Annotated in this window: 21 protein-coding genes; 7 read left to right on the top strand and 14 right to left on the bottom strand. The window is 70.1% G+C overall.

What is annotated here, in order from left to right:
* Nucleotides 1-2: 2 nt before the first annotated feature.
* The 6 genes from VF139_05365 to VF139_05340 all read right to left on the bottom strand — a co-directional run bounded on the left by VF139_05365 (nucleotide 3) and on the right by VF139_05340 (nucleotide 7837).
* On the bottom strand, nucleotides 3-965 hold the full coding sequence (locus VF139_05365) for a DUF481 domain-containing protein (GenBank protein HEX6850818.1): 963 nt from the start codon (nucleotides 963-965) through the stop codon (nucleotides 3-5).
* A 17-nt stretch (nucleotides 966-982) separates the two neighbouring features.
* Nucleotides 983-1555, bottom strand: a complete 573-nt coding sequence (locus VF139_05360) for a hypothetical protein (GenBank protein ID HEX6850817.1) — start codon at nucleotides 1553-1555, stop codon at nucleotides 983-985.
* A 74-nt stretch (nucleotides 1556-1629) separates the two neighbouring features.
* Nucleotides 1630-3231, bottom strand: coding sequence for a M64 family metallopeptidase (locus VF139_05355; protein HEX6850816.1), 1602 nt, complete (start codon nucleotides 3229-3231; stop codon nucleotides 1630-1632).
* Complete coding sequence (locus tag VF139_05350; GenBank protein ID HEX6850815.1) at nucleotides 3231-3824, bottom strand: hypothetical protein; 594 nt, start codon at nucleotides 3822-3824, stop codon at nucleotides 3231-3233. Before VF139_05350 ends, VF139_05355 begins: the two co-directional genes overlap by 1 nt.
* A gap of 6 nt (nucleotides 3825-3830) precedes the next feature.
* Nucleotides 3831-4388: a hypothetical protein gene (locus VF139_05345; GenBank protein HEX6850814.1), complete on the bottom strand. Its 558-nt coding sequence runs from the start codon at nucleotides 4386-4388 to the stop codon at nucleotides 3831-3833.
* The gene (locus VF139_05340) at nucleotides 4385-7837 is read right to left on the bottom strand and encodes a protein kinase (protein HEX6850813.1); all 3453 of its coding nucleotides are present in this window, start codon (nucleotides 7835-7837) and stop codon (nucleotides 4385-4387) included. The genes VF139_05345 and VF139_05340 overlap by 4 nt, the downstream gene beginning before the upstream one ends.
* Before the next feature lie 212 nt (nucleotides 7838-8049).
* Here VF139_05340 and VF139_05335 point away from each other — a divergent pair, with 212 nt between their 5' ends.
* On the top strand, nucleotides 8050-9486 hold the full coding sequence (locus VF139_05335) for an FAD-binding oxidoreductase (GenBank protein ID HEX6850812.1): 1437 nt from the start codon (nucleotides 8050-8052) through the stop codon (nucleotides 9484-9486).
* Here VF139_05335 and VF139_05330 read toward each other — a convergent pair.
* The 3 genes from VF139_05330 to VF139_05320 all read right to left on the bottom strand — a co-directional run bounded on the left by VF139_05330 (nucleotide 9478) and on the right by VF139_05320 (nucleotide 11920).
* A complete protein-coding gene (locus VF139_05330; GenBank protein ID HEX6850811.1) occupies nucleotides 9478-10509 on the bottom strand; it encodes an AraC family transcriptional regulator in 1032 nt (343 codons plus the stop codon). The genes VF139_05335 and VF139_05330 overlap by 9 nt on opposite strands.
* A gap of 55 nt (nucleotides 10510-10564) precedes the next feature.
* The gene (locus VF139_05325) at nucleotides 10565-11182 is read right to left on the bottom strand and encodes a DUF3455 domain-containing protein (protein HEX6850810.1); all 618 of its coding nucleotides are present in this window, start codon (nucleotides 11180-11182) and stop codon (nucleotides 10565-10567) included.
* A 135-nt stretch (nucleotides 11183-11317) separates the two neighbouring features.
* Entirely contained in the window at nucleotides 11318-11920 is a 603-nt protein-coding gene (locus VF139_05320) for a hypothetical protein (GenBank protein ID HEX6850809.1), read from the bottom strand.
* A gap of 95 nt (nucleotides 11921-12015) precedes the next feature.
* On the opposite strand from VF139_05320, the gene VF139_05315 reads away from it, so the two are divergent.
* The 6 genes from VF139_05315 (at nucleotide 12016) to VF139_05290 (ending at nucleotide 22022) form a co-directional block, all read left to right on the top strand.
* Nucleotides 12016-12924, top strand: a complete 909-nt coding sequence (locus VF139_05315; protein ID HEX6850808.1) for a transporter — start codon at nucleotides 12016-12018, stop codon at nucleotides 12922-12924.
* Nucleotides 12921-14786: a glycerophosphodiester phosphodiesterase gene (locus VF139_05310; protein HEX6850807.1), complete on the top strand. Its 1866-nt coding sequence runs from the start codon at nucleotides 12921-12923 to the stop codon at nucleotides 14784-14786. Before VF139_05315 ends, VF139_05310 begins: the two co-directional genes overlap by 4 nt.
* Nucleotides 14783-16096, top strand: coding sequence for an esterase-like activity of phytase family protein (locus VF139_05305; protein ID HEX6850806.1), 1314 nt, complete (start codon nucleotides 14783-14785; stop codon nucleotides 16094-16096). Before VF139_05310 ends, VF139_05305 begins: the two co-directional genes overlap by 4 nt.
* A 159-nt stretch (nucleotides 16097-16255) precedes the next feature.
* A complete protein-coding gene (locus tag VF139_05300; GenBank protein ID HEX6850805.1) occupies nucleotides 16256-17413 on the top strand; it encodes an efflux RND transporter periplasmic adaptor subunit in 1158 nt (385 codons plus the stop codon).
* 6 nt (nucleotides 17414-17419) lie between these two features.
* Complete coding sequence (locus VF139_05295; protein ID HEX6850804.1) at nucleotides 17420-20584, top strand: multidrug efflux RND transporter permease subunit; 3165 nt, start codon at nucleotides 17420-17422, stop codon at nucleotides 20582-20584.
* Nucleotide 20585: 1 nt separating this feature from the next.
* Nucleotides 20586-22022, top strand: a complete 1437-nt coding sequence (locus VF139_05290) for an efflux transporter outer membrane subunit (protein HEX6850803.1) — start codon at nucleotides 20586-20588, stop codon at nucleotides 22020-22022.
* 4 nt (nucleotides 22023-22026) lie between these two features.
* Here VF139_05290 and VF139_05285 read toward each other — a convergent pair whose 3' ends face one another.
* The 5 genes from VF139_05285 to VF139_05265 all read right to left on the bottom strand — a co-directional run.
* On the bottom strand, nucleotides 22027-23382 hold the full coding sequence (locus VF139_05285) for a DUF2252 domain-containing protein (protein HEX6850802.1): 1356 nt from the start codon (nucleotides 23380-23382) through the stop codon (nucleotides 22027-22029).
* Nucleotides 23383-23398: 16 nt separating this feature from the next.
* The gene (locus VF139_05280; protein ID HEX6850801.1) at nucleotides 23399-23866 is read right to left on the bottom strand and encodes a hypothetical protein; all 468 of its coding nucleotides are present in this window, start codon (nucleotides 23864-23866) and stop codon (nucleotides 23399-23401) included.
* An 11-nt stretch (nucleotides 23867-23877) separates the two neighbouring features.
* A complete protein-coding gene (locus tag VF139_05275; protein ID HEX6850800.1) occupies nucleotides 23878-24255 on the bottom strand; it encodes a hypothetical protein in 378 nt (125 codons plus the stop codon).
* Nucleotides 24256-24280: 25 nt separating this feature from the next.
* A complete protein-coding gene (locus VF139_05270; protein HEX6850799.1) occupies nucleotides 24281-25615 on the bottom strand; it encodes an anaerobic C4-dicarboxylate transporter in 1335 nt (444 codons plus the stop codon).
* A 2-nt stretch (nucleotides 25616-25617) separates the two neighbouring features.
* On the bottom strand, nucleotides 25618-26704 hold a 1087-nt coding region (locus VF139_05265; protein ID HEX6850798.1), incomplete at its 5' end, for a type II asparaginase.

Raw genomic sequence — 26704 nt, 5'->3', positions numbered from 1 at the left:
CCTCAGAACGACAACACCAGCGTCGTCTTGAAGATCTCGTCGAGCGTTTCCTTGCGGACCCGGGATTCGTCGAACTCGAACTCGCTCCCCCCGTCCGCGACGGTCTCGATGTATTCGTCCCCGTTCCCGGGGACGCCGTCGGGGTCGCGGATCACCACGCGCGCGTTGACGTCCACGTCCTCGAGGGCCGGCTCGTGGTTGTAGAGCAGGCGCAGGCTCACCCGCAGGGACATCCGCCGGGTCATCGACACGGAAATGGAGTTCGTCATCTCGGACGACCAGTCGTTCCGGTCGGCAAGGCTCACGTTCGCCGTCGTGTCGTTGTCGAAGGTCGTGTTCTGGCCGAATTTCTGGCGGTACTGCAGGGTGACGCGGGCGCCGACGAAGCGCCGTTCCTTCTCCGGATCCGGGGTCTCCTCCTCGCGGTCGGTCCACGAGAGGCCGTAGGAGGTCTGCAGCCGCAGTTCGGGACGGTCGCGCCAGAGGTGGCCGACGCCGCCGAAGGCGATGGTGCGCGAGACGATCCCCGCGTCCTCGTTGCTGTCCCACGACGCGCCGGCATGCCACTGGAACGCCTTCGCGATGTCGCGGTCGTACCTGCCCTCCGCGAAGTAGTTCTCGGCGTCGGGCTCGGCGGGCGGCTTCACGAGCGTGCTGGTCGGGTCCACCGGGGGATCCTCCCCCGGCTCCCACGTGTACCCGGGGTCGACCCTCAGGAACCAGTCGTCGGAGGTCGTGGCCCGGAACGCCTCGAACTTGGCCTGGAACCGGGCGCCGCTGAACCGGCGCACGAGCGTGTGCTTGAGGCCGAGGCTCTCGGTGTTCGAGTTCCCCTCCGTGAACACGACGTTGAGCTCGGTCTCGTTGGACCAGGCCTTCTGCGGGGCGGTCGCCTCGGGCTCCGCCGCCGCCGCGGCGGCGCCCGCCAGCACCGCCGCGAGAATCACCCCGCGCCCGTCTCGCATGACGCGCGGATCGCGGGCTAGAAGCCCACCGCGAACCCGGCCCGGATCACCCACGGGTCGCCGTAGGGCTGCAGCGGGTCGTTGTCGTCGTAGGAGAAGTTGTAGAGGGCGCTGAACGCCATCTGCGCCCGCCCTCCGAGCGGAACGTAGTAACCGGCGCCTGCGAGGAACGACGACGTCGACTCCCGGTTCTCACTGAAGTCGGCCTGGACGTACTCCCAGTTCAGGTATTCCCAGTCGGCCTCGAGGAAGAGGTTCTGCCATACGCGGAAGCGGCCGAACAGCGACGACCCGTAGTCGGTCGTGCTCACGTCGTACCGATCGTCGTTCCGCCACCGGTAGGTCAGCGCGAGGCCGACATCCACCTTCGGGCTCACGCGCACTCCGAGGAGCGGGGAGAGCTCGACGTAGTCCACGTCGCCGGTGCCGAGGCCGATGCCCCCGCCCCAGAACAGGCGCTCGCGCATCGGAGGACGCGGCGGGATCGGCTTCACGGTGACCGGCGCGGGAGGCGGGGGCGCGGGCTCGGTCTGGGCCGGGACGGCAACGGGAACCAAGGCGAGCCACAACCCCACGATCCAGCGTCTCATCGGCGTCCTCCTCGCGGGGGGGCCCGCGACGCCGCGCAGGATATCGCGAGGAGGGGGCCGCGCACCCGATCCGCTCACTTCTGGGCGGGGACCCGGAGCACGACCGTCACGCCCGTCGCGTTCCAGGAGCGCCCCTCGACGCGATCGAACGCCAGGGCCTTACGGACTCGGACCGGACCCGGCTTCTCGAACGCCGATCCCGATGGATGGAGGACCGCCAACTCGAACGCCCGTCCCAGGGGCTGCCGTTGCCCGTCCACGGTCGCGCTGAAGGACACCCCTCCGGGAGCCTGCAGGCGCCCAAACGCGAGCGTGTGGGAAGTCGCGAGAGGCGATTGCTCGACGAGGAGCTCGATACGGTCGGCCTCCACCTGCCCCGCGACGCCGTCGCGAACCACGTCGGCGACGAATTTCACGAGCTCGTAACGCTCGAAGTCCAGCGGCCCCGCCGGAGGATCCGTGGAGGACGAGGAAACCGAATAGTTCAGGATCGAGCCCGCCGACCCGGCGCTCCAATCGAACTCCATCTCGAAAAGGACGACGTCGGAGGCTGTGGCACACGGGACGACGTCGGCGAGCGTCGCGTAGTCCTCCATCCACCACGAGCAGACCGGGCAGAACCCGCGCGAGCGTGTCCTCATGCGGCAGAGGTTCGTTCCGCGGTAGTACTCGCAGTCGTGGTAGTGGGCTCCGTGGAACAGCCCGACGACCGGAAACTCGCCCTCGTGGATGCACCCGTCGACGTCGCAATAGGCGCGCGAGCAGCTGCTGGTGACGGCGCCCGAGGGGTCTGCGCACAGGTGGCTCCACGGGATGAGGTCGGGAACGAAACCCTCCGTCGCCTCCGTCACGTTCCGTCCGGGATGAAACGGCACATCGTCGAGCTCGACCTCTTCCGGACCGTATTCGTCGAGCAGGCCGAGCGCGTGACCCAGCTCGTGGAGGAGCCGGTTGGCGCGATCGTCCGTGTCGGCGATCGCGTCGAGCGACGTGACGACCACGCTGGGAGGGGAGCCGTCCGGCAGGCTCGCGGACGCCGCTCCCGCCCCGGAGTTCGCGAGGACGACGACGACATCCCACGCCGGCGCGCAATCGGCCAGTGCGACCGCGACGTCGGGGCCGTCCCCTTCCGGCCACAGGGTCCAGCAGCCCCGTCCGAGACCGGCACACAGGCTCGAGCCGATGTCGATCTGGACGCACGCGGGGGCGACGGCCGGCCCGACCGAAAGACCCGCGACGTCGGTCCGGCGCACGCCGCCGGGCGCCGCCGGCACGGAGCCGTCGCCGCAGTCGGCGGATCGCGTCCCCCAGTCCACCCGCTTGGCGGTACACGCCGCATCCGCGCACCCGTCGGAGGAGAGTCCGATGGTGCTGTAGGAGCTCGCGACGTCGAGACGATAGACGTTCGTCCGGCACGCGAACCGATCGAACGGCGGCGTGGCGAAGACGCGCTCGAACATCAGGCGGGTGGCGCAGCGGAACACGTCGAGATCCGCCTCCTTGAAGCCGTCGGCGAGCACGACGATGTTGAAGTGCCCGGACCACGCCGACACGGGCAGGGTCGCCTCGTGAACGATCTCGGTCTGCGGGCAGCGCAAGGCCGGCGCGGTCCTCAGCTGGTCCAGGGTGACGGCCTCGCACGCGGCGAGCAGCGCGAGCGCCGGAAGCAGGATCATCACGGCCTCCGCACGGATGCGGCGGGCGGGGTCGGCACCCGCCGACCGACCTTCTCGCTCGCGACCACGTCCACCGCGCCGCCCGCCGTCACCTCCCAGACCTCCACCCGGTGGCGCGGGAGGGCGGGAAGTCGCGCGAGCAGGACCGGCGCGCGCGTCGCGACCATTCTCCCTCGGATCGTCCCTTCGGCGTCGTCATGGAACCGCTCGGCGAGGATGCGCTCCGTCGAGGTTCCCGACGTCCAGAAGACGGGCACGCCGCGGGTGTCGAGGAGCACGATCCACCACGACGGCGGGGAGGTGCGCCGGAGGACGGCCGCCCGCTCGAAGTCGGAGGAGGAACGGGCCGTCGCGCGCAGCAGGGGTTTCCCCCGCACCTTGCCGGTCCCGTCGAGGTGAACGAGGACGTGCCAGTCGGCGGCCCTCTTGGCGGCTTGCGGGATCGGCGGCGGAGCGAAGTACGGGCTTTCGGCGAGGATCCGGGCGAGCGCGCGGGCCTCGGGGGATCGCGGCTCCTCCGCGAACGCACCGATCCAACCGGAGGCGGCGACCAGGGCGAGCGCGACGACCCTACGGGGGCGCGGGCAGGTCATCACGGCCTAGGGCTTCGCCTTGAGCTTGATGTGATTCGCGGCGCCGTCCGTGTCGATCCAGCTCCCGTCCTGAAGGAGCTTGAAGTTGACCGTGGGCCGCTCGTCGAGCGGGACGCACAGGTCGGATCGCCAGCTCGGCGTCGTCTCGGTGCCGAAGTCGTGCGACGTCAGCGTGGTGCCGTCGAGCTTCCATTCGAAGCTCCCGCTGCTCGCGTTGATCTCCAGGGACTTCCCGCCGAACTTCGCGGTGATCCGATTGACCCTCGTGGTCGAGACGACCGTGGTCCCGGTGGACGTCGTGATCTCGACCTCGGCCTCGAAGGCCACCTTCGTCCCGAACGCGACCGCATTGAGCTCGTTCCCCGTCGGGGCGACCGCGTTCGGGGTTTTCCCGTCGATCTTCCATGCGTTCCCGCTCGAGGTGGGGTCGATGACGATGTCCGGCCCTTCGGGGGGAAGCGGGGAGGAGGTCGGCGGGCACTTGTCGGACGACCCCAGCGCCACGGCCACCACCGCGGCGGCGAAGGTCACGGATCCCAGTGCTCTCGTACGCGTCGCCTTCATGAGGTCCTCCTGGCAGGGTTGGGGACTCCGCGAATCGCCGCGACGGGGGATCCGCCGCGCAGGGCCTCGCGGAGCCGACGTATCGACTCGAGCCCGTTCATGCTCGACCGGAACTTCTCGGGGGCGCTCTCCAGGTACGCGGCGAGCAGGCGCCGCGCCTCCTCGCGGACCAGCGCGCGGTCGTACGGAGGGTCGGGAATCGTCAAGAGAACCGCCGCGGCCTCGGCCGCCGCGAGCGGGGTCTGCTGGCGACGCGCTTCGTCCCACGCCCGCGCGGCCTCGTTCCCGGCCTCCGCCGTGCGTCCCGCGGCCAGCAGGGCTCTGGCATACGCAACCCGCGCCGCCACCCGCTCCACGGCCGTCGCCTTGGCGTGCGCGACCGCGGCGTTGCCGAGGGCGACGGCCTCGTCGAGCCTGCCTCTCGCCGTGAGCGTCTCGCACAACAACGTGGTGGCGGGCACCTCGAGGCCGACGACGTCCCGACCGGACGCCGCGGACCGGGCGGTGCGAGCCCGCCGCTCGGCCTCGTCCCAGTCCCCTCCCAGCGCCGCGACCACTCCGCGGGTGAGGTCGAGCCTGGGAAGGAGATCCCCGAGCGGCCCCTGCGGATCGGAGGCGAGGGTCGTCGCCGCCCGGAGATCGCCCGCCGCGTCGTCGAACGCCCCCAGCCGCGCTCGAATGAGCGCGCGCAGGCGCAACGCGTACCCGCGACGCAGCCTCAGGTTCTTCGCGTCGGCGATCGCCAGCGCCTCGTCGACGGACGTCAACGCTTCGCCGACGCGCCCGTGGGCCAGGAGAATGGCCGCAACGTCGGTTCTCAGGGCGGCGAGCCCCGCCTCCTGCCCCGCCCGCGACTTCGCCGCCTCCGCCGCGTCGGAGTAGAGCTCGAGCGCTTCGGTGAGGCGGCCCTGCTGCTGTGCCGCGTCGGCGAGCATGTTCAGCGCGCGGAGCTCGACGTCCGCGCGCCCCAGGCGCCGCGCGGTGTCGAGCACCTCCCGGGCCAGCGCCGCGCCCTCGCCGATCCTCTGCGTGTACATCAGGACGCTCGCCAGCTTCGCCTTGACGAACAGCGTCGCCCGCGGATTCTGCAGCTCCGCACCGGCGGCGAGCGCCTCGCGGAGCAGCCGCTCGCCGCGCTCGACGTCTCCCTGCAGGTAGACCTTCCCCCCCCACGTGTCGAGGGTATCGACGACCCGGCGGACGTTTCCGGATTGGCGGAATACGGGGAGCGCCTTCGCGTAACGCTCCTCGGCTTGCCTCAGGTGGGATCGCGCCAGCTCCACGTCGCCCGACTTCTTCGAGGCCATCGCCGCGAGCACGTGGAGGCCCGCCCGCTCGTACCCCTCGCGAGCGGCCTCGAAGGCGACGATCGCTTCGTCGTGCTGCCCCCGCTCGAACGCGTCGACGCCGCGCTGGGTCGCGACGGCCGCCCGGCCCGGCACGCTCCCCAGCTCCTCGAAGAGGCGATCGGCGCTCGCGATCGCTGCGGCCGCGCGCTCGTGGCGCCCCAGCTCGGACAACACCGCGCCGAGCGCGGTATGCGCGCGGGGATCGAGGAGATCGAGCGCGACCGAGCGCTCCGCCTCGGGAAGCGCCTCTTGCAGGCGACCTGCGCCCCGGAGCGCGTCCGCGAGGGTGCGGTGCGCCGTGGGGTCGTCCGGAGCCTCGTCGACGACCGCGCGCCGCGCCTCGATCTCCTTCGCGACGTCGCCCTCGACGCGTCGGGCGATCGCGCGGATCTCGAGCGTCGTGCGCGACGGCAACGGCGGAGCCGCCGACGACGCGAGTCGGACCGCGGTCCCGGCCGCCTCGAGCGCAGGCGTGCCGTACCCGGCGTCCTGGCGGGCTTCGGCGAGCTCGATCCACGCCTGTGCGTAGCGGGCGTCGATGGTGACGGCCCGCTCGGCGGCGGCGATCGCCTCCCCCAGACGCCCTTCCCGCGACAGCCGTCGGGCCCTCGCCGCGAGCAGGATCGCTTCGTCGCGATACACCGTCTCGCCGCCGGCCGGGTTGTCGGCCGAGTCCTTCGGCGCGAGGCTGGCGAGGACGCGGGCCGTCGCGACGTCGGCGAGCGCCGCCAGGCTGGCCGCCGAGATGCGGTGCGAGACCGCCGGTCCCTTCGAGGCGACGTCCAGGATTCGCAGCACCCCTTCGTAACTCCCGCCTTCGCGGTAGAGCTCCCCGTCGACGACCCAGCGCGCGTCGGCCAGGCGCACGATCGCCTCGCCTCCGGCGCCCGCGGGATTCGCCCGCCGGACCGCCTCGTGGATCTCCCGGGCCCGCTGTTCGTCGCACGGCCGCGCCCACTCCAGCTCGCCCAGAGATGCGCCGACGAGACTCGCGAGGACGGCCCCTCGCTCCGAGGCGTCCGCGTCCCCCGTCCGGTCCTCGAAGGGGAGCACCGCGAGGACCGGGCGTGACGGCGCCGCGGGTTCCGACGGCGGTCGGTGCGACCACCACCACGCCCCGCCCGCCGCCGCCGCCGCCACGCCGACAAGCACCGTCGCGATCCGCGCGGCGCGCACGGCCCGGGGCGAGCGCGTCACCAGCGGCCGTCCGTCGATCGCGGCGCGCAGATCGGCCATCACCTCGCCCGCGGTCTGGTAACGCAGGGCCGGCGACTTCTCGAGGAGCCGGAAGACGACCTTCCGGAGCGCTCCCGACTCGGTGAGCGTGCGCGGCTCGTCGCTCCCCGACCCCGGCGCCTCGTTGAGAATGGCCGACGCGGTCGCGAGGGGAGAACCGCGCATGAACGGGTGCTGCCGGGCGAGCGCTTCGTAGAGCACGATCCCCAGCGAGAAGAGATCGCTTCGCCCGTCCGGCGGCCCACCGCGAATCTGCTCGGGGGACATGTAGCTCACGGTGCCGACGCCGTGCCCTTCCTGCGTGAGCGTCGGCTCGGCGATCGGGGTTCCCCCCTCGGGCGTCGGGACGTGCGTGGCGGGCCGGAGCGGGTACGCGACCCCGAAGTCCATGACCTTCACGTGCCCGGCCGGAGTGACCATCACGTTCCCGGGCTTCAGGTCGCGGTGCACGAGCCCCGAGCCGTGAATCGCCGCCAGCGCCTCGGCGATCTCGAGCCCGAGCCGGGCGACCTCGCGGGCCGGCGGATCGTCCTCGTCGACGACGTCGTCGAGGCGGCGTCCCTCGATGTACTCCATCACCAGGAACAGGCGCTCGTCCTTCTCGAGGACGTCGAAGACGGTGGCGACGTAGGGGTGGACGACGCGACACGCGAGTCGGGTCTCGCGGAGGAACCTCTGCCGCGCGCGCTCCTCGGCCGCGAGCGCGGGGTGGAGGACCTTGATGGCGACCGGGCGGCCGAGCTTGTCGTCCCAGCCGCGGTACACCTCCCCCATTCCGCCGCTTCCGACCGGCTCGAGAACCTTGTAGTTGGCGACCGACGTTCCCGCGAGCTGACCTGTCGGGACGTTTCTTCCGGAGATCAATGGCCCCCCTTGTCCGTATAGGTACCCGTGCCGGGGGGAAAGCGCGCGACGAACTTCGGTCGCGGCCCACTTTCGGCGCCTCGAAGCGGTCCGGTCGGGCCTCCGGACTCCGGATCAGGATTCTCCGACGGTTGGCCATACGCAGCGTCCGCCGTTCCGTTATGTTGGCCGGGCGTCGGGTGCCGCGTGCACGTTCCCCACGGAGGTTCGCCATGGCGGGAATCGAGATCCGGACGATCGATGGAACCAGCGTCTCAGTGCCGAAAACGTCCGTCGACGACCTCCGGGCGGGCCTCCGCGGCGAATGGTGCCTCCCGGGCCACGCGGGCTACGACGAGGCGCGGACGATCTGGAACGCGATGATCGACCGGCGGCCCGCGGCGATCGTCCGCGCCGCGTCGGCGGAGGACGTCGTCCGGACCGTTCGCCTGGCCGCGAAGCACCGGCTCCTGCTCTCCGTCCGGGGAGGGGGCCACAACATCGCGGGGAGCGCGGTGTGCGACGGCGGGTTGATGCTCGACCTGTCCCGGATGGTCTCCGTCCAGGTCGATCCCAGGGCGCGCACGGCCCGAGTCCAGCCCGGCGCCAGGCTCTCCGATCTCGATCGGGAGGCCCAGGCCTTCGGTCTCGCCACACCGCTCGGAATCAACTCCACGACCGGCGTCGCGGGGCTCACGCTCGGCGGCGGATTCGGATGGCTCAGCCGGAAACACGGGCTCACGGTCGACAACCTCGTCTCCGCCGACGTCGTCACCGCGGCGGGCGAACCCGTGCGCGCGAGCGCGACGGAGCACCCCGATCTCTTCTGGGCGATCCGAGGCGGAGGCGGGAACTTCGGCGTCGTGACCTCGTTCGAGTTCGGACTCCATCCGGTGGGCCCCGAGGTCCTCGCCGGCCTGATCGTCCATCCGATCTCCGCCGCGAAGGACGTCCTTCGCAACTACCGTCGCCTCATCGCGCAGGCGCCGGACGCGCTGACCTGCTGGGTCGTGATGCGGAAGGCGCCGCCGCTCCCGTTCCTTCCGCCGGAGGTGCACGGCACCGAGGTCCTCGTGCTCGCGCTGTGTTACGCCGGGGACCCCGCGACCGGAAAGGAGGTCGCGGCGCCGATCCGCGCGATCGGGACGCCGATCGCGGACGTGGTCGGGCCGACACCGTTCGCGGCGTGGCAGCAGGCGTTCGATCCGCTGCTGACCCCCGGCGAGCGGAACTACTGGAAGTCGCACGATTTCGTCGAGATCTCCGACGGCCTCATCGACCTGCTGCTCGGCGCGGTGAAGACGCTCCCCTCCCCGCAGTGCGAGATCTTCATCGCCGGGCTCGGCGGCGCCATCAACCGCGTTCCGGTCGGCGCGACGGCGTACCCCCATCGAGACGTCGAGTTCGTGATGAACGTGCACACCCGCTGGACGGACCCGTCGGAGGACGTCGCGTGCATCGGATGGGCCCGGCAGCTCTACGCCGCCGCCGCCCCGTTCGCGACGGGGGGGGTGTACGTCAACTTCATGCCGGAAGACGAGGCGCAGCGGGTTCGCGTCGGCGCCTACGGACCGAACTACGACCGACTGGCCGGGATCAAGGCCAAGTACGACCCGGACAATCTCTTCCGCACGAATCAGAACGTCGCTCCCGCGGCCGGGTCACGGTGACGCGGTCGCGCCGCCGCCGTCGGATCGTCGTCCCGCGCGCCAGGCGCCGGGGGCCACGCCGACCGATCGCTTGAACGCCCGCGAGAACGCCGCCTCGCTCTCGTACCCCACGCGGAGCGCCACCTCGATGAGCTTCGCCTGGGTGTCGCGAAGGAGAGTCGTGGCGACCTGCATGCGCCACTGCGTGAGGTAGTGCATCGGCGGTTGCCCGATGAAGTGGACGAACCGCTCGTGCAGCGTCGAGCGCGACATCGCCGCGTCGTCCGCGAGGCGCTCGAGCGTCCACGGCGCGTCCGGCTTCTCGTGCAGCAGCGCCAGCACGCGCCCGACGGACGGGTCGCGCATCCCGGCGAGCCAGCCGGTCTGGCCGGCGGGAAGGCCGTCGACGTAGCGCCGCAGCACGTCGACGAAGAGCATCTCGCTCATGCGTTCGAGGAGCGCCTCGCCGCCGGGGCGACGCCGATTCGACTCGAGCACCGCCGTCTCGAGGAAGGAATCGAACCACGGGTCGGTCCCCGCCGCGGCGCGCGACAGGTGCAGCACGCGCGGAAGCGAGGCGAGGATCGGGTTGAACGGGCGGGCATCGAGCCCGAGAAAGCCGCACACGACGGTCGCGCGGTCCTCGCCCCCGCCGTCCAGCCGCGCCGTCGTCGCCTTGGCGTCGCACAGGCTGAGCGCGAACGGGAGCTGGGGCGGGCGCGGTGCGAAGAAGACCTCCTTGCCGGGGCGCGTCGGCTTGCGCCCCGGCTCGCTCGACATGACGTGTGGATCCCCCTGCGGGAAGACGATGACGTCTCCCTCGTCCAGGCGGATCGGCTTCTCGCCGACGACCGAGGCCCAGCACGACCCCGACGCGACGGCGTGGAACTCCATCAGGTGCTCGGCACCGGGCATGATCGCGGGGATCAGCTCCCGGGCGGGAGGAGCCTCCGCGGCCCACGGGGAGCTCCCGTCGATGTAGAAGAAGACGGCACCCTTCAGGCGAACCGCGCGCAACACGTCGGACAACGTGTCCTGGCTCATCCCCACCTCCCGCCGAATCGATCGGGCGGTCTCGCCGGGGAGCTTCTCACGCGGGCTACTCGCCTGCCTCGTCCTCGGCCGAATAGAAGTAGTAATCGGCCTCGTACGGCACGGAAGCCTTCGCGCCGACGTCCGTGGAGGACGAGCAACCGGTCGCGGGCGCGACGCCGCCTGAGGTGTGGACGCGATGGATGAACGTCGTCCGCGTCAGCGCGTCGCCGCCGCCGGGGCCGGCGCCTGCTCCGGCCGCCTTGAGCAGGAGCCACGGAATCGCGCCCGGGGCGACGAAGTCGGGATCCGAGGAGGCGGGGACGTACAACCGGCCCCAGACGATGCTCGTGTCCCGCGAGTGCTGCCAGGCCGGACGCACCAGATCGTTCTCGAACGGGTTCGGGCTGAAGAAGTGCGTGGTGAGCTGCCGGTCCTCGTCGGCGAACAGCGTGGCCTGCGGCGTGAAGAGGACCCACGCGAACGCGGCGCCCGAGGGAAGGCAGATGTAGTTCTGGGTGCCGACGGCGTGTCCCGCGAGAAACGCGCGGTTCTCCTCGGGGACCTGGATCGCGCCCGGCACGGGCGGCGGCGTGACCCGGTCGGCTCGGGCGGGGGCGGACGACGCGAGGATGAGGACCGCCGTGACGGCGGCGACGATCGGGCTGTGGGCCTGGTGCTTCAAACGGTGCTCCTTTTGCGACAGGGAGGCGGTCACCTGGGCGGACCCCGCGGCCGGGGTCGTCTCCCGCTCCTACGGTGAAGCGAGCCGCTTCCCGCCATGAGGAACACACGGCGGGAAGCGGCCGGACCCTGACGCTCAGTCGCGACGGCTGCAGTCGAACTCGGGGTCGAACTCGAAGTCGCCGTCGATCACGTCGAACACGTCGCCGCGCAGCCGGAGCTCGAGCGTCGTGATCCCGCCCTCGACGACGGAAAACGGCGCCGTCGGCACGATCGCGGTCCAGCCGCCGCCGGGCGGGGTGATCGCGATGTGCGTCCCGTCCGTGAGCGTCAACTCGACCCTGGTCATCACGACGACGAGCTGATCGTAGCTGCCGGGCGGGAGCGTGCCCGCGGGGAGATCGACCTGGCGTCCCTCGAGGACGGACTTCAGGTCGATCGTGACCGGCAGGGCGGATGCGATCGGAACGAGCTCGCCCGCGAGATTGCGCGCGAGGATGCTCGAGAAGGTCACCGCGGCTGCGGTGATCGACCGCCCCGCGTCGTCGTGGTCGTCGTCGAGGGTCGTCATGCCCCCGGACGTGCCGCTCGCCAGGGTCGCCGCTTGGGTGGCCGACGCGAGGGTGATGCGGACGTTGCCGCTGCTGCCGCCGGTGACGGAGTCGGTCCCGCTGCACGCGGAGCCGAGGAGCGCCAGGGCGGACACGAACGTGAGGAGTGCCGGGTTCCGTTGGCTCATCGAGGATGCCTCCCTTCCGTGCCCTCAGGTACGCCCAGTCTAACCCCGATGCATCCCCATGGTCGCGAGCGCCGCAAGAGGAGTATCGTCCGCGCATGCGGGCGAAACCCCTCCTGTTGGCCCTCGCGCTCGCGGCAGGGTCCCCCGCCGCCCGCGCTCAGGAGATCGAGCCCCGCGCGTACACGAATACGCCGATCGGCGTGAACTTCGTGATCCTGGGGGTGACCTGGTCCGACGGCGCCCTCATTTTCGACCCCGCGGTCCCCCTCACCGACGCGAACCTGAAGACCCCCGCCGCCCTTTTCGCATACGCCTACTCGTTCGGCATGGGGGGGAAAAACGCCAAGCTGGACGTCATCGTCCCCTATACGTGGCTCTCGGGGAACGCGAAGTACCGGGGCGAGCTGGTCGAGCGCGAGGTCGACGGCTTCGCCGACCCCAGGGTCCGGCTCTCCGTCAACTTCGTCGGGGCTCCGGCGCTTCCGGTGAAGGACTTCAAGGCCTACGCGCCGGACGTCATCGTCGGAGCCAGCCTGCAGGTCTCCGTTCCCGTGGGGCAATACGATCCGGATCGGCTGGTCAACATCGGGACGAACCGCTGGTCGTGGAAGGCGGAGCTGGGTGCTTCGAAGGCGAAGGGCCCGTGGACGTTCGAGCTCGCCGTCGCCGCGACCCTCTACGACGACAACGACGACTTCTACGGCGGCATCGCCCGCGAGCAGGACCCGCTCTACGCGGGGCAGGCGCACGTGGTCTACGGCTTCCGCTCGGGGTCGTGGCTCGCGCTCGACGCCACGTTCTACCGGGGCGGTCGCACGACCCTCGACGGCGTGAAGGGGAACGATCTCCAGAGCAACTGGCGCGGCGGCGCGACGCTGGCCCTTCCGGTCAACCGCCGCAACTCGATCAAGCTCTACGCCAGCAGCGGCGTGTCGGCCCGCACCGGGAACGACTACGACCTCTTCGGCTGCGGCTGGCAGCACCGCTGGGGGGGAGGATTGTGAGCGCCTTCAACGAAGTCGTGACGGGGGCGCTCCGGGACCTCCGACTCTCCTGGAGGAGCCTGGCGCTCACCGACCTCGCCTACAAGGCCCTCGCCTTCGCGATCCTCACTCCGGCCGTGACGGGACTCCTCTACTGGATGCGCTCCGGCACCTCCGGGCGCGTGCTCGCCGACGCCGACATCGCGCGGTTCTTCGTGACGACGCGGGTCGGCCTCGTCACGCTGCTCCTGGGCTCGTCGCTGCTCGTCGCCATCACCGCGCTCGAGGTGTCCTGCCTGATGGCGATCGGCCTCGCCGCCTCGAACGGCCGGCTCCTGCGTCCGAGGGCCGCGCTGCGGTTCGCGGCCGCCAACGCCTGGAACGTCCTTCGCCTGGCCGTGCACATGGTCGTCCGCATGCTCGTCGGCCTCGTGCCGTTCCTGCTCGCCGGGGGGGCCGCGTACCTCCTCCTGCTCCGCGAGCACGACATCAACTTCTACCTCGCGCGACGCCCGCCCGCGTTCTGGGTCGCGGCCGCCGTCGTCGCGCTGCTCGGATCGGCACTCGCCGCGCTCGTCGCGCGCACCGCCGCCCGGTGGGCCCTGGCCCTTCCCCTGGTCCTCTTCGAACGGGTGCAGCCGCGGCGCGCCCTCGGCGAGAGCGCCCGCCGCTCGGCCGGCAAGCGCTCCCTCGTCCTCGCGATCCTGGCCGCGTGGGCGGCGGCGGGGCTCGCGCTGGTGAGCGCGGCCGGCTCGCTCCCCGAGCTCCTCGGTCGCGCCGCCGCGCCGTGGCTGGGCGATTCGGTGGCCGGGTTGGTGGCGTTCCTCACCGTGCTGGCCCTCCTCTGGGGCGCCCTCGTCCTCGCGGCGGGGATCGCCAACGTCTCCCTGTTCTCCCTGCTGTGCGGCCGTCTCCACCTTCACCTCGCAGGCTCGGCCGAGGCTCCGTCCGCGCTCGCCTCCGAGGCGTCGTCGTTCCGAAGCCTCTCCCCGAGGTCGCGGGCCGTCGTCGCGGCCGTCGCGGTCCTCGCGGCGCTCGGCGTCGCGCTCCTCGTGTTCGTCGTCACGAGGAGCAACCGCCCGACGGTCGTGATCGCCCATCGCGGATCCTCGGCGGCCGCCCCCGAGAACACGCTCGCGGCGTTCCGCCTGGCGGTCGAGCAGGGCGCCGACTACGTGGAGCTCGACGTGCAGGAGTCGTCCGACGGCGAGGTGCTCGTCGCGCACGACACCGATCTCATGAAGCTCGCCGGCTTCCCGGGGAAGATCTGGGAGACCGATGCGGCGACGCTCCGCTCGATCGACATCGGCAGCGGCAAGGACCCGAAGTTCTCCGCCGAGCGCGTCCCCACCCTCGCCGAGGCGCTCGCGGTGTGCAAGGGCCGCAGTCGCGTGATCGTCGAGTTGAAGTCCTACGGGCACGACCAGAAGCTCGAGGAGCGCGTGGCGGCGATCGTCGAGGCGGCCGGGATGCAGGACGCATGCGCGTTCATGTCGCTCGACCACGGGATGGTCCGGAACATGAAGCGCCTGCGCCCGTCGTGGCGATCCGGGATCCTCGTGGCCACGGCCCGGGGCGACCTCACGACCCTCGGCGCCGACTTCCTCGCGGTCGAGGCGAGGATGGCGACCCCGCGATTCGTCCGCCGCGCCCACCGTGCCGGACAGGACGTCTACGTATGGACCGTCAACGACCCGGCGTGGATGCTCACGGCGATGAGCCGCGGCGTGGACGGGCTGATCACCGACAGGCCCGATCTCGCCCGGGAGGTGGTGGCCAGGCGGGAGGCGATGAGCGACGGGCAGCGTTTCCTGGTGGCGCTGCTGGTTCGCCTGGGCGCGCGCACGGAAGCGCTCGAATCGGTCGATGCGTTGAGGCCGTGACCGTGAGGACCGGCGCGCTCCTCCTGTTCGCGGCGCTTCCTGCCGTAACCTCGGTCGACGCGCAGCAGGCCGAGCTCGTCGCGCGGAGCACGCTCCCGGCGGCGACGTACCGCGCCGGCTCCCCGCCCTGCGGTGCGTTCTTTTCCAAGGCCGATCGCGAGACCGCGAAGGGCAACGGCGTCGGCGTCCTCGACGCGCAGCCGGTGCAGGGATTCTCGAGCATGATCCCCGCGAGCGGCGCGACGTGGTGGGCGCTCGCCGACAACGGCTTCGCGTGGCGCGCCAACTCGGCGGACTTCCAGCTCGTCTTCTTCCGGGTCGATCCGCGTTTCGGCGACCCCGCGGGCCCCTCGGTGCTCGAGAGCGTCCTGCTCCGCGATCCCGACCGTCGCGTCCCGTGGGCGATCCTCTGCGATCCGGACGGCGCCGCCGCGTTGCCGGAGAAGCCGCTCGCCTGCGGCGAGGATCCGGCGGTGAGGATCCTCACGGGTTTCGACTTCGACCCGGAGTCCTTCGTGCGCGCCCCCGACGGGACGTTCTGGGTCAGCGAGGAGTTCGGCCCGTTCCTGCTCCACCTCGCCGCCGACGGGCGCCTGCTCGATCCGCCGGTTCCCTTCCCGGGGGTCCGATCGCCGCAGAACCCGCTCCTGAAGGCCGGCGAGCGCCCCAACCTCGCGGAAAGCCGCGGCCCGGAGGGACTGGCGATCGACCCGGGCGGGACGAAGCTGTACGCCCTGCTCGAGGGCGCCGTGGCCGGCGACGACCCCCGCGACCTCCGGATCTACGTCTTCGACCTGAATCGGCGCGTCTTCGACCCGGCGTTCCTGAAGGTCCGCCTCGAGATGCCGGGCCGGACTCCCGACGCACCCGGCCCGGTCTCGATCGGCGAGCTGAAGGCGGTGAACGAGCATCAGTTCCTGATGATCGAGCGCGACAACCACGGCGACGACCGGACGGCGCCGCGATTCAAGAAGGTCTTCCTGCTCGACACGTCGATGGCGGCGCGGGACGGCCGCGTCGGGAAGACCCTGCTCCTCGATCTGCTCGCCATTCCCGATCCTTCGGGGGTCGGCGGAGACGGCGACTTCTTCCGCCTCCCCTTCTACACGATCGAATCGGTTCACGTGGTCGACGCGCGCACCCTGCTGATCGCCTCCGACAACAACTTCCCCTTCTCCAACGGGCGCTCGCGCAGCCGGAGCGCCGACCGCACGGGCCCCCTCGCCGCCGACGGCACCGAGATGATCCTCGTCCGGTTGGGGACGCCGCTCGCCGTCGATCGGCGTATGCTGCCGCCGGGCCGGCCGTAGCGACCCGAGGTTTTCCCGGGCGCCACCCCGAAAAATTACCTAGGCCGTGGGGTCGCCTCAGTGTGCGAGTGTTAAGCGGTCTGCCCGCGCGTCCTTGCTACGATCCGGCTGTCCGAACTCTTTCGTGGAACGGGGTCCGATCCTCCAGGAGTGAAGTCGATGCGATCCTCCTCAAACGCTCGCCAACTCCGGCCGCGCCCGGCGCCCGTCGCCACGCTCGCCGCCGCCCTCGCCCTTTGCGGCTGCGCCGGCAAGACGGAGGCTCCGCCTCCGCCGCCGCCCGACGTGAAGGTGGCGGCCGTCCTGCAGAAGGACGTGCCCATCTACATCGAGGCGATCGGCCAGACGCGGGGATCGACGGAAATCGAGGTTCGCGCCCGGGTCGAGGGGTTCCTCCAGAGCGTGGACTTCAAGGAGGGCACGCTCGTCCGCAAGGGACAGCTCCTCTACACGATCGACCCGAGTCAGTTCCGGGCCGCCCTCGCCCAGGCGAAGGGCTCGCTCGCGGAGGCCGAAGCTCAACTCGCCCGCGCCACGCAGGACGTGGTCCGCTACGAGCCCCTCGTCGCCAAGAACGCCATCTCGCGACAGGACTACGAGACGGCGGTCGTCGTACAGCGCGCGGCCGAGGCCGCGGTCGACGCCGCGAAGGCCCAGGTCACGCAGGCCGAGATCGACCTCGGCTACACGCGGGTCCTCGCTCCCGAAACCGGCCTCGTGGGAAAGACGGAGGTATACCCCGGGACTCTCGTGGGCCGCGGTCAGAGCGAGCTGCTCACGCACATCTCCCAGGTCGAGACGATCCACGTCCGCTTCACGATCCCGGAGCGCGACTACCTCTTTTACGCGCGGCGGCGTGAGGAGCGCGGCGTCTCCGCCGACCCGGTCCAGAACCCCTTCGAGCTGATCCTCGCCGACGGCTCCGTGCACGCCGAGAAGGGCAATCTCGTGTTCGTCGACCGCAACGTGGATCCGGCGACCGGCACGATCCTGATGGAGGCGGCGTTTCCCAACCCCGGCGGGATCGTGCGCCCCGGGCAATACGCGCGCGTTCGCGTGGCGGTGGACGTCAAGCAGGGGGCGATCCTGGTCTCCCAGCGGTCGGTCTCGGAGCTGCAGGGGATCTACAACGTCGCGGTCGTCGGCGCCGACGACACCGTCGAGATCCGCATGGTGACCCCCGGCCAGCGGATCGGGAATCTCTGGCTGATCGACGAAGGCCTCAAGGCGGGCGATCGCGTCGTGGTCGAGGGGCTGCAGAAGGTGAGGCCGGGCATGAAGGTCAAGCCCGAGGTCACGACGATCGTGGAAGGGTAGCCGGTCATGGCCAATTTCTTCATCCGCCGGCCGATCGTCGCGATCGTCATCTCGATCCTCATCGTGCTCTTGGGCCTCAACTCGCTTCGCGGCCTGTCGTTCGAGATGTACCCGTTCCTGGCGCCTCCGACCATCCGCGTCACCGCCAACTACCCCGGCGCCTCGGCCGTGGCGGTGGAGCAGTCGGTCGCCACCCCGGTCGAGCAGGAGGTGAACGGCGTCGAGGGCATGGTCTACATGAAGTCGTCGAACACCTCCGACGGCCGCATGCAGCTCGACGTCAACTTCGAGGTGGGCACGAACCAGGACATGGCCAACGTGCTCACCCAGAACCGCGTGTCCTCGGCCCAGGCGCGGCTCCCGCAGGAGGTGATCACGCAAGGGATCACCGTCAAGAAGCAGAGCCCCAGCATCCTGATGCTGATCTCGCTCTACTCCCCCGACGGGACGTACGACGCGAACTTCCTGATCAACTACTGCGGGATCAACGTCCGCGACCAGCTCCTGCGCATCCCCGGGATCGCGCAGGTCGATCTCTTCGGCGGCACCGACTACGGCATGCGGATCTGGCTCAGGCCCGACAAGCTGGCCAAGTTCGCCCTCACCCCCTCCGACGTGATGTCGGCGATCAAGGAGCAGAACCTCCAGGCCCCGGCGGGCCGCATCGGGATGCGCCCGTCCCCGAAGGACCAGGAGTTCACCTACACGGTCAGCGCTCCGGGACGCCTCGTCACGGCGGAGGAGTTCGCCGAGATCATCATCCGCGAGTCGGAGACGGGCGGAACGATCCGGGTCAAAGACGTCGGCCGGGTGGAGCTCGGGTCGCAGGACTACAACTCCTTCGGCCGGCTCGACGGGAAGGCCGCGGGCGCCATGGCGGTCTATCTCCTCCCCGGGGCCGACCAGCTCAAGGCCGCGGAGGGGATCTACGAGGCGATGCGGACGGCGAAGGAGTTCTTCCCGGCCGACTTGGACTACCGGATCGTCTACGACACGACCCCCGCGGTCGAGGCCTCGATCGAGTCGATCTTCCACACCTTCATCGAGGCCGTGGTCCTCGTCACCCTCGTGGTCTTCATCTTCCTGCAGAACCTGCGGGCCACGATCATCCCGCTGCTCACGGTTCCGGTCTCCCTCATCGGGACCTTCATCTTCTTCCCGATCCTCGGCTTCTCGGTCAACACGCTCTCCATGTTCGGTCTCGTCCTCGCCATCGGGATCGTCGTGGACGATGCGATCGTCGTGGTCGAGGCGGTGATGCACCACATCGAGCACGGGATGACGCCGAGGGATGCGACGATCCAGGCGATGAAGGAGGTGTCGGCGCCGGTCGTCGGAATCGCCCTGATCCTCTCGGCGGTCTTCATCCCGGTCGCCTTCATTCCCGGCCTCACCGGCCGCATGTACCAGCAGTTCGCCCTCACGATCGCGATCTCGGTGCTGCTCTCGGCCTTCAGCGCGCTGTCGCTCTCCCCCGCCCTGGCGGCGATGCTCCTGAAACCCGCGAAGCCGGCGCGCGGGCCGCTCGGCGCGTTCTTCCGCGGGTTCAACAAGGTCTTCGACAAGACGACGAGCGGCTACGTCAAGGGCGCCCAGATGCTCGTGCGCCGCTCGGTCCTCACCATCGGCCTCGTGGCCCTGGTGGCCGTCGGCGCGGGCTTCTTCGGCGGGAAGCTCCCCGCCGGGTTCATTCCCGAGGAGGACCAGGGGATCTTCGGGATCAACGTGACCCTGCCCCCCGCGGCCTCTCTCGAGCGCACGAGCGCCGTGCTCGCGCAGGTCGAGGCCATCGTGGGGAAGCTGGAGGGAGTCGAGTCGTTCCAGACGATCGGCGGTTACGGCGTGGTCACGAGCACCTACCAGCCCAACTTCGGAACGATCTTCGTGCGCCTGGTCCCCTGGGAGGAGCGGCACGGCGACGAGATGCACGTCACCGCGTTCATGCGCCGCATCCACGCCCAGGTCTCCCGCATCCCGGACGCCGTGGTCTTCCCGTTCAACATCCCGACGATCTCCGGGTTCGGCGCCTCCGCGGGCTTCAACTTCCTGCTTCAGGACCGCAGCGGCGGCCTGTCGGTGGATCGGCTCGGCGAGCTGAGCCGGCAGTTCATGGACGCCGCGCGGAAGCGCCCGGAGATCGGGAACATCTTCACGTCGTTCGACCCGCGCTACCCGCAGGTCAAAGTCGAGCTCGACCGGGAGAAGGCGCGCAAGCTCGGCGTCCCCGTGAACGAGGCCTTCCAGGCCCTCGCCTCGAGCCTGGGGGGCAGCTATGTGAACGACTTCAACCGGTTCGGCCGCCTTTACCGGGTCTACGTCCAGGCCGAGGCCGAGTACCGGCGTAAGCCGGAGGACATCGACGACATCTGGGTGCGGAGCAAGACCACCGGCGACATGATCCCGCTCGGGACGCTCGTGACCGTCACGGCCCAGGGAGGCACGGAGCTCACGAACCGCTTCAACCTGCTCCGCTCGGTCGAGCTCAACGGCGTGCCGGGGCGCGGGTTCGCCTCAGGGCAGGCGCTCACCGCCCTCGAGGAGGTGTTCAAGGAGACGATGCCCCCGGAGATGGGCTTCGCCTACTCCCAGATGTCCTACCAGGAGAAGACCGCCCCGCCCGCGGCGCCGACCCTCGTGGCCGCGATCGTGGTCGTCTTCCTGCTGCTCGCCGCCCTCTACGAGAGCTGGCGTCTCCCGTGGGCGGTGCTGCTCGGCTCGCCCCTCGTCGTCCTCGGGGCGTTCTTCGGCGTGTGGCTGACCGGGTACGACAACAACGTCTACGTGCAGATCGGCAACATCATGCTCATCGGCCTCGCCGCCAAGAACGCGATCCTGATCGTCGAGTTCGCCAAGGCCAAACACGACGAGGGGATGAGCTACGAGGAGGCCGCGCTGACGTCGGCCCGCCTGCGCTTCCGCCCGATCCTCATGACCGCCTTCGCGTTCATCCTCGGCGTCGTGCCGCTGATGAAGGCGAGCGGTGCCGGCGCCGGCGCCCAGAACGTGATGGGCACCGCCGTCTTCTTCGGCATGCTGGTCGCCACCGCCCTCGGGGTGTTCCTGATCCCGGGGAACTACACCTTCGTCGAGTCCCTGGGCCGCAGGAAGAAACACGCGGCGACCGAGGCGCCGCCGCCCACGCCCGCGCCGTCCCACGAGGGAGGGCACTGACATGGAACGCCGACTTCTCGTCGTCGCTTCGCTGCTCCTGGCCGCGGGATGCCGGCTCGGACCGGACTACCAGCGCCCGCCCGTCACGACCCCTCCGACGTGGCGCGAGATCCCGACCGCCGAGGCCCAGAGCCTGGCCAACACGCCCTGGTGGGAGGTCTTCGACGACGCGCAGCTCCAGGAGCTCATCCGCATCGCGCTCGTCGAGAACAAGGACCTCAAGATCGCCGTCGAGCGGATCGAGGAGGCGCGGGCGCGTTACGGCTTCGCGAAGGCGGACTACTGGCCGATGCTCGACGCTTCCGCGACGGCCGGCAAGCTGCGCTTCAACGCGGGCAGCCTCCTGCACACCCCGGAAGGAGACCAGAACGCCACCGCCGACGGCACGGACACCGAGGTCTATTCCGTCGGGGTGAACATCTCCTGGGAGCTCGACTTCTTCGGGCGCGTTCGACGGACCACGGAGGCCCAGAAGGCGGTCTTCCTCGGCACGCAGGAGGCCCGGCGCGCCGCCGTCCTCGCCCTCGTCGCGGACGTGGCCCGGGCCTACTTCGAGTTGCGCGACTACGACCGCCGGCTCGAGATCTCCCGCCGGACGATCGAGTCGCGGCGCGAGTACCTGCAGCTCGCGAAGGACCGATTCGAGGGCGGGATCACCCCCGAGATCGACTTCCGCCAGGCCGAGGCGGAGCTCCGCCGGGTCGAGACGGTGGTCGCCGACCTGGAGCGACTGATCGCCCTCAAGGAGAACGAGCTGTCCGTGCTCCTCGGGCGGAACCCGGGCGAGGTCCTTCGCGGTCGCGCGCTCGACGCCCAGAAACTGCCCGCCGCCGTACCCGCCGGCCTTCCCTCGGAGCTGCTCGACCGCCGTCCCGACGTCCGCGAGGCCGAGCAGGCGCTGGCCGCCTCCACCGCGAACATCGGTGCGGCGAAGGCGCTTCTCTACCCGCGCATCGCCCTCACCGGCTCCTACGGCTACACCAGCACCGAGCTCGACAACCTCTTCGACGGTTCCAGCAAGTCCTGGAACATCCTCGGCAATCTCCTGCAGCCGATCTTCTACGCCGGCAAGAACCGGCGCCGGGTCGAGGTGACGGAATCACAGCAGCGTCAGACCCTCTACGCGTACGAACGCACGATCCTCAAGGCCTTCCGCGAGACCGAGGACGCCCTCGTGTCGTACCGGAAGACCGGCGAGGGGCGCGCGGCGCAAACCGAGCGCGTCAAGGCCGAGCGCAAGGTCCTCGAGCTCGCCGAGCTGCGGTACCGCGGCGGAGTCGCCGACTACCTCGAGGTCCTCGACGCGCAGCGCTCCCTCTTCAACGCGGAGCTCGACGAGGCGCAGAGCATCGGCGCCAACCTCACGTCGCTCGTGGGTCTCTACAAGGCGCTGGGCGGAGGCTGGCCCGCGTCCCCCGAGGGGGCTCCGGCTCCCTGAGCGGTTACTTCGCCTCCTCGACGACCGCCTGGACCTTGCCGCTGCGGACCGCGCGGGCGAGGGCCGCGTGGTCCTTCTCGTTCTGGTCGGCGTAGGCCATGGCGAAGGCGGCGATCGCCCGGTCGAACGTGTCGCTCTTCCCCATGTACCCGCTGAGCTCGATCGCGCCGCCGGAGCGGGCGTGGGAGAGCGCCAGGGCCCGGCCGCACCAGGAGGCGTAGAGGCCCATCTCCGAAGGGCCGAAGGTCTCCACGCGGATGCTGATCTTGATGTCCCGGAGCTGACGGACGAAGTAGTGGCGCTTCGGACCCCGGCTCCACCCCAGGAAGATGTCGCTGGCCGGCTGCATGATCCGGTAGCCGTTCACGACCCGCTGTCCGTGGTTCGCGAACGGGCTCTTCCCGGCGAACCGCTCGAGGACCGACGGGCGCGCCTCCTTCACCTGGAGGAAGAGCGGGTCGTCTTCGCCGGCGGTGAGCAGGAACACCCAGCACGCCGTCCCGACGCTGCCGATCCCCACGACCTTGATCGCGACGTCCCGGATCTCGAACCGGTCGAGCAGGGATCGGGCGGAGTGGGTGAGGGTCTCGCGATAGGCGGCGTACGCCTCCCGGAGCGCCTGCTTGATCTCGCCCGGCGCATGGCCGGGCATGTGGAAGATCGTGGGGAGTTGATCCTTGATGAAGGCCTGCTGCCCCTTCCGCTCGACGAGCTTCGGGAAGATGTCCTCCGCGACGCTTCGGGCCCGTTCCTTCTGGAGCCGATTCAGCGCCCGGCGCCGGAGGGCGGGGTCCTTGATGTTCGCCACCAGGTCGTCCGCCGCCATGGCGACGTACCAGAGCTCGAGCGACTTCATCCGGCTGAACTCGGCCATCGACTCGCGGTAGGTTCGGACGCAGGTTGCGGCCGCGTCCCGGGCCACGGTGTCCCGCAGCGCGTTGTCCCGGCTCGCGACGACGAAGCTCGCCGCGAGGCGCTTGACGTCCCATTCCCACGGAGCCTGCAGGGTCTCGTCCAGGTCGTTGATGGAGAAGATGACCTTCCGCTCGGGGGTCGCGAACCCGCCGAAGTTGCTCAGGTGGGAGTCCCCGCAGCACTGGACGCGGATCCCCGAGGTCGGCGTGGACGCGAGGTCCTCGGCCATGGCGAGCGCCGAGCCCCGATAGAAGGTGAACGGGGAGCGGACCATCCGTCCGTGGCGGAGAGGGAGCAGGTCGGGAAGGCGTCCCCTCTCCGCCTTCAGCACCGTGTCCACCGGGTTCGGCCGCCCCTTCGGAGGCTTCCAGGCCGCGTGTTTCTCGCGGGGGCACGCCTCCCGCATCGCCTTCCCCGCCGCGTACCGTTCCTTGAACGTCGCCATGAGGACTCCTCGCCCGTCAACGCGCCAGGGGCACCGTCGCCGCCAGCTCGTACTGGATGACCGCGTCGAGCTTGTTCTCGAGCTGGAAGAAGCGCGTGACCTTCGGAGCGGGCAGCAGCTTCCGGAAGACGCCCACGTATTTCTTCTTGAGCGAGACCTCGTCGCCCTTGAGGTCCAGGAACTCGTCGAGAAGGCGCGTCGCCTGCTCGTCGGTCAGCTTCTCGGCGTTCGGGACGAACTCGGTGATGACCTTGACGAGGCGGTCGCCGAGCCGGGCCATCTCCACGCGGTAGTCCCGGTAGACCGGCCAGAAGGCCAGCGCCTCCTCCTCGGTGAGATTCAGGCCCTCGGCGACGAGCGCCTGCCGGGCCGTCTGGATCTCCGCCCGCGTCAGCGCGATGTCCGACGCGGTCTGGGAGGCGGCGGGAAGGGAGGTTCCGGCGAGCGCGAGCGCGCCGAGGAGGATTCCGGTAATCGTCTTCATCGCGTTCTCCCCTACTCCGTTCCGCACACGACGCAACGGAAGACCTCGAACTTCCAGTCCTTGATCGTGCTGTCCTTGGCGATGCGGTAATCCGCCCTGTACAGCGTCCCTTCGCTCGAGACCTTGCGCCATCCGCGGTGCTTCGACGTGATCTCCTCGCCGTTGAAGAGCCGCTCGGTCACCGTGAAGTCCACGTAGACCTTGGCGCAGTCGACGTCGGTATCGACCTCGACCGCGTAGACCTTGGTGATCGCCTCGTCGGTGACCTGGTCGGTCTTCTCCGTGGCGCGCACCTCCGCCTTGCATTCGGTCGCCGCCCACGAGGACGGGGCTGCGGTGGCGATCGCCGCCAGCGCGACGACCGCCGGGAAGCTCGGGAACCGTCTCATCGTCTCCTCCGTGAAGAAGAAGAGCTCACAGCGGGAGCAGCGAGCTCAGAACCATCGCAAGGATAACCGCCGAGACGGTCGTGACGAGACCCGGAAGCATGAAACTGTGGTTGAGGACGTACTTCCCGATACGCGTCGTCCCCGTCTGATCGAACGACACCGCGGCGAGCAGGGTCCCGTAGGTCGGAAGCAGGAACATGGTGTTCGCCGCCGGGTAGAAGGCGACGAGCAGCGCGGTCGGCAGGTCGAGCGCCACCCCGACGGGGACGAGGATCGCGACCGTCGCGGCGGCGCTGAAGAGCATCGCCGAGAGGAAGAACAGCCCGGCGGCGAAGGTCCAGGGGTACTGCCCGATGAGCCCCGAGATCCCGCCGACGATCGCCGGCCTGTTCCCCTCGAAAAACGACGACCCGAGCCAGGCCACCCCGATGATGCAGATCACCGCGGTGACGCCGCTCTTCATGATCGTGCCCTTGAGCGCGGTCTCCGGCGAGGCCTTGAACAGGACCATCGTCAGCCCGGAGATCGCGATCATCACGATCATGATCGCCGCCCCCATGTCCACCTGGTCGGTCGTCGCCCCCTCGCTCCCGCCGACGGTGTAGGCGGGCCTCAGGTCGGGGAACATCCCGATCAGCACGACGGCGACGATCCCCGCGAGGAAGAGGATCGTCGAGCCTCGGGCGTTGAGGAGCATCCGCCCGCGCAGCTCCGGAAGCGCCTCCGGCGGCTTCACCTTTCCCTCGGCGAGGAGCTTCCCGTACGCGGCGTCCTCCGAGAGCTTCTTCCCCCGCCACGCGACGGACAACGCGCCGATCACAACCGCAAGGAACGTGGAGGGGATCAGGATCGCCAGCATCCGGGGAAGGGAGACGTCCCGCGCGGCCAGGAGGCCCATCATCGCGACCGTCGCGGCCGAGATGGGGGACGCGACGACCCCCTGGCAGCCCGCGATCACGCTGATCGACAGCGGACGCTCGGGACGGATTCCGGCCTTGCGGGAGACCTCGGCGATGACCGGGAGGAGCGCGTAGATGACGTGCGCCGTGCCGGACGCCAGGACGAGGACGTAGGTGACGATCGGCGCGACGAAGGTGATGTACTGCGGGTTCTTGCGCAGGATCCGCTCGGCGAGCCCCACGAGGTAGTCGAGCCCTCCCGCCGCCTGCATCGTGGCGAGGGCCGTGATGACCGCGAGGATCATCCCGATGACGACCCCCGGGGGACCGCCCGGGGGAAGCGCGAAGCCGAAGACGAAGACGACGAGCCCGATCCCCGCGATCGTGCCGAGGGCGATCCCTCCCAGGCGTGCACCCACGAGGATGCACGCCAGGAAGATGAGGAGCTCGATCCAGATCATGGTCAGTACGCGTAGAACAGGTTCTGGAGCTCCGGAAGCGGGCGCGGCTTGAGCAGGGCGAGGGTCAGGAGGATCCGCGCCTTCTGCGGATTCAGCTCGTCGGAGGCGAGAAGGCCGAGCTCGTCGTCGTTGACCTCCACGTTCCGCCCGACCGATCCGGTCGCCACGCGGCTGCTGCGGACGACGACGACCCCCTTCTTCGCGGCGCGTGCCGCGGCCTCGAGGGAGGCCTTGTTCATGTTGCCGTTGCCGACCCCGGCGATCACGATCCCCTTGGCGCCGCCCGCCACCGAAGCGTCGATCAGGTCCGGGGACATGTCCACGCTCGCGAAGATCACGTCCACGCGCGGAAGCTTCGTCACGTTCGTCACGTCGAACTCGCTTCCGGTCGTGTGTTTCCACCCGGGCGAGCTGTAGAAGTCGTTTTTCCCGTAGGTGGCGACCCCGACGAGGCCGCGAACGGGCGAGAGGAATGTCTGGACGGCGGTCGTGCTGGTCTTCGTGAGCGAGTGGGCGCCGTGGATCCAGTCGTTCATGACCACGAGCACGCCCCGCCCCTTCGCCGCGGGGTCCACCGCGACGCCGACGGCGTTGTAGAGGTTGAGCGGACCGTCGGCGCTGACCGCGGTGGACGGCCTCATGGAGCCCACCAGCACGACGGGCTTGTCGCTCTTCACCACGAGGTTCAGGAAGAACGCCGACTCTTCCATCGTGTCGGTGCCGTGCGTGACGACGATGCCGTCGACCTCCTTCGTCGCCAGCAGGGCGTTGATCCGCTTGGCGACGGTCAGAAGAATGTCGAAGGACATGTCCTGCGAGCCGACGTTGGAGATCTGCTCGCCCTTGACGTTCGCCAGGTCCCGGATTCCCGGGACGGCGGCGAGCATCGCGTCGATCGTCACGGCGCCCGAGGTATACCCCGCCTGGGTGCCGGACGCGGCCGCGCCGGCGATCGTGCCCCCCGTGGCCAGGATGACGACGTTCGGGAGCTTCTTCTCCGCGGACACGGCCGAAGGAGCACTCGAGACGAGCGCGAGAACCAGCAACAACACGAACCCGGTCTTGCGCGAGACGTTCATGGCGGCTCCT

The organism is Candidatus Polarisedimenticolaceae bacterium (genome assembly GCA_036376135.1).
Classification (GTDB): domain Bacteria; phylum Acidobacteriota; class Polarisedimenticolia; order Polarisedimenticolales; family DASRJG01; genus DASVAW01.
The sequence above is the reverse complement of the archived record's forward strand: the minus strand, read 5'-3'. Positions and strand labels throughout refer to the sequence as shown.

Excerpts from the sequence above, each read along its gene's own strand:
- VF139_05275 (HEX6850800.1), bottom strand. The coding sequence starts at position 24,255 with ATGAGACGGTTCCCGAGCTTCCCGGCGGTCGTCGCGCTGGCGGCGATC.
- VF139_05290 (HEX6850803.1), top strand. The coding sequence starts at position 20,586 with ATGGAACGCCGACTTCTCGTCGTCGCTTCGCTGCTCCTGGCCGCGGGA.
- VF139_05335 (HEX6850812.1), top strand. The coding sequence starts at position 8,050 with ATGGCGGGAATCGAGATCCGGACGATCGATGGAACCAGCGTCTCAGTG.
- VF139_05360 (HEX6850817.1), bottom strand. The coding sequence starts at position 1,555 with ATGAGACGCTGGATCGTGGGGTTGTGGCTCGCCTTGGTTCCCGTTGCC.
- VF139_05285 (HEX6850802.1), bottom strand. The coding sequence starts at position 23,382 with ATGGCGACGTTCAAGGAACGGTACGCGGCGGGGAAGGCGATGCGGGAG.
- VF139_05330 (HEX6850811.1), bottom strand. The coding sequence starts at position 10,509 with ATGAGCCAGGACACGTTGTCCGACGTGTTGCGCGCGGTTCGCCTGAAG.
- VF139_05365 (HEX6850818.1), bottom strand. The coding sequence starts at position 965 with ATGCGAGACGGGCGCGGGGTGATTCTCGCGGCGGTGCTGGCGGGCGCC.
- VF139_05355 (HEX6850816.1), bottom strand. The coding sequence starts at position 3,231 with ATGATCCTGCTTCCGGCGCTCGCGCTGCTCGCCGCGTGCGAGGCCGTC.
- VF139_05320 (HEX6850809.1), bottom strand. The coding sequence starts at position 11,920 with ATGAGCCAACGGAACCCGGCACTCCTCACGTTCGTGTCCGCCCTGGCG.
- VF139_05350 (HEX6850815.1), bottom strand. The coding sequence starts at position 3,824 with ATGACCTGCCCGCGCCCCCGTAGGGTCGTCGCGCTCGCCCTGGTCGCC.
- VF139_05300 (HEX6850805.1), top strand. The coding sequence starts at position 16,256 with ATGCGATCCTCCTCAAACGCTCGCCAACTCCGGCCGCGCCCGGCGCCC.
- VF139_05345 (HEX6850814.1), bottom strand. The coding sequence starts at position 4,388 with ATGAAGGCGACGCGTACGAGAGCACTGGGATCCGTGACCTTCGCCGCC.
- VF139_05280 (HEX6850801.1), bottom strand. The coding sequence starts at position 23,866 with ATGAAGACGATTACCGGAATCCTCCTCGGCGCGCTCGCGCTCGCCGGA.
- VF139_05315 (HEX6850808.1), top strand. The coding sequence starts at position 12,016 with ATGCGGGCGAAACCCCTCCTGTTGGCCCTCGCGCTCGCGGCAGGGTCC.
- VF139_05270 (HEX6850799.1), bottom strand. The coding sequence starts at position 25,615 with ATGATCTGGATCGAGCTCCTCATCTTCCTGGCGTGCATCCTCGTGGGT.
- VF139_05295 (HEX6850804.1), top strand. The coding sequence starts at position 17,420 with ATGGCCAATTTCTTCATCCGCCGGCCGATCGTCGCGATCGTCATCTCG.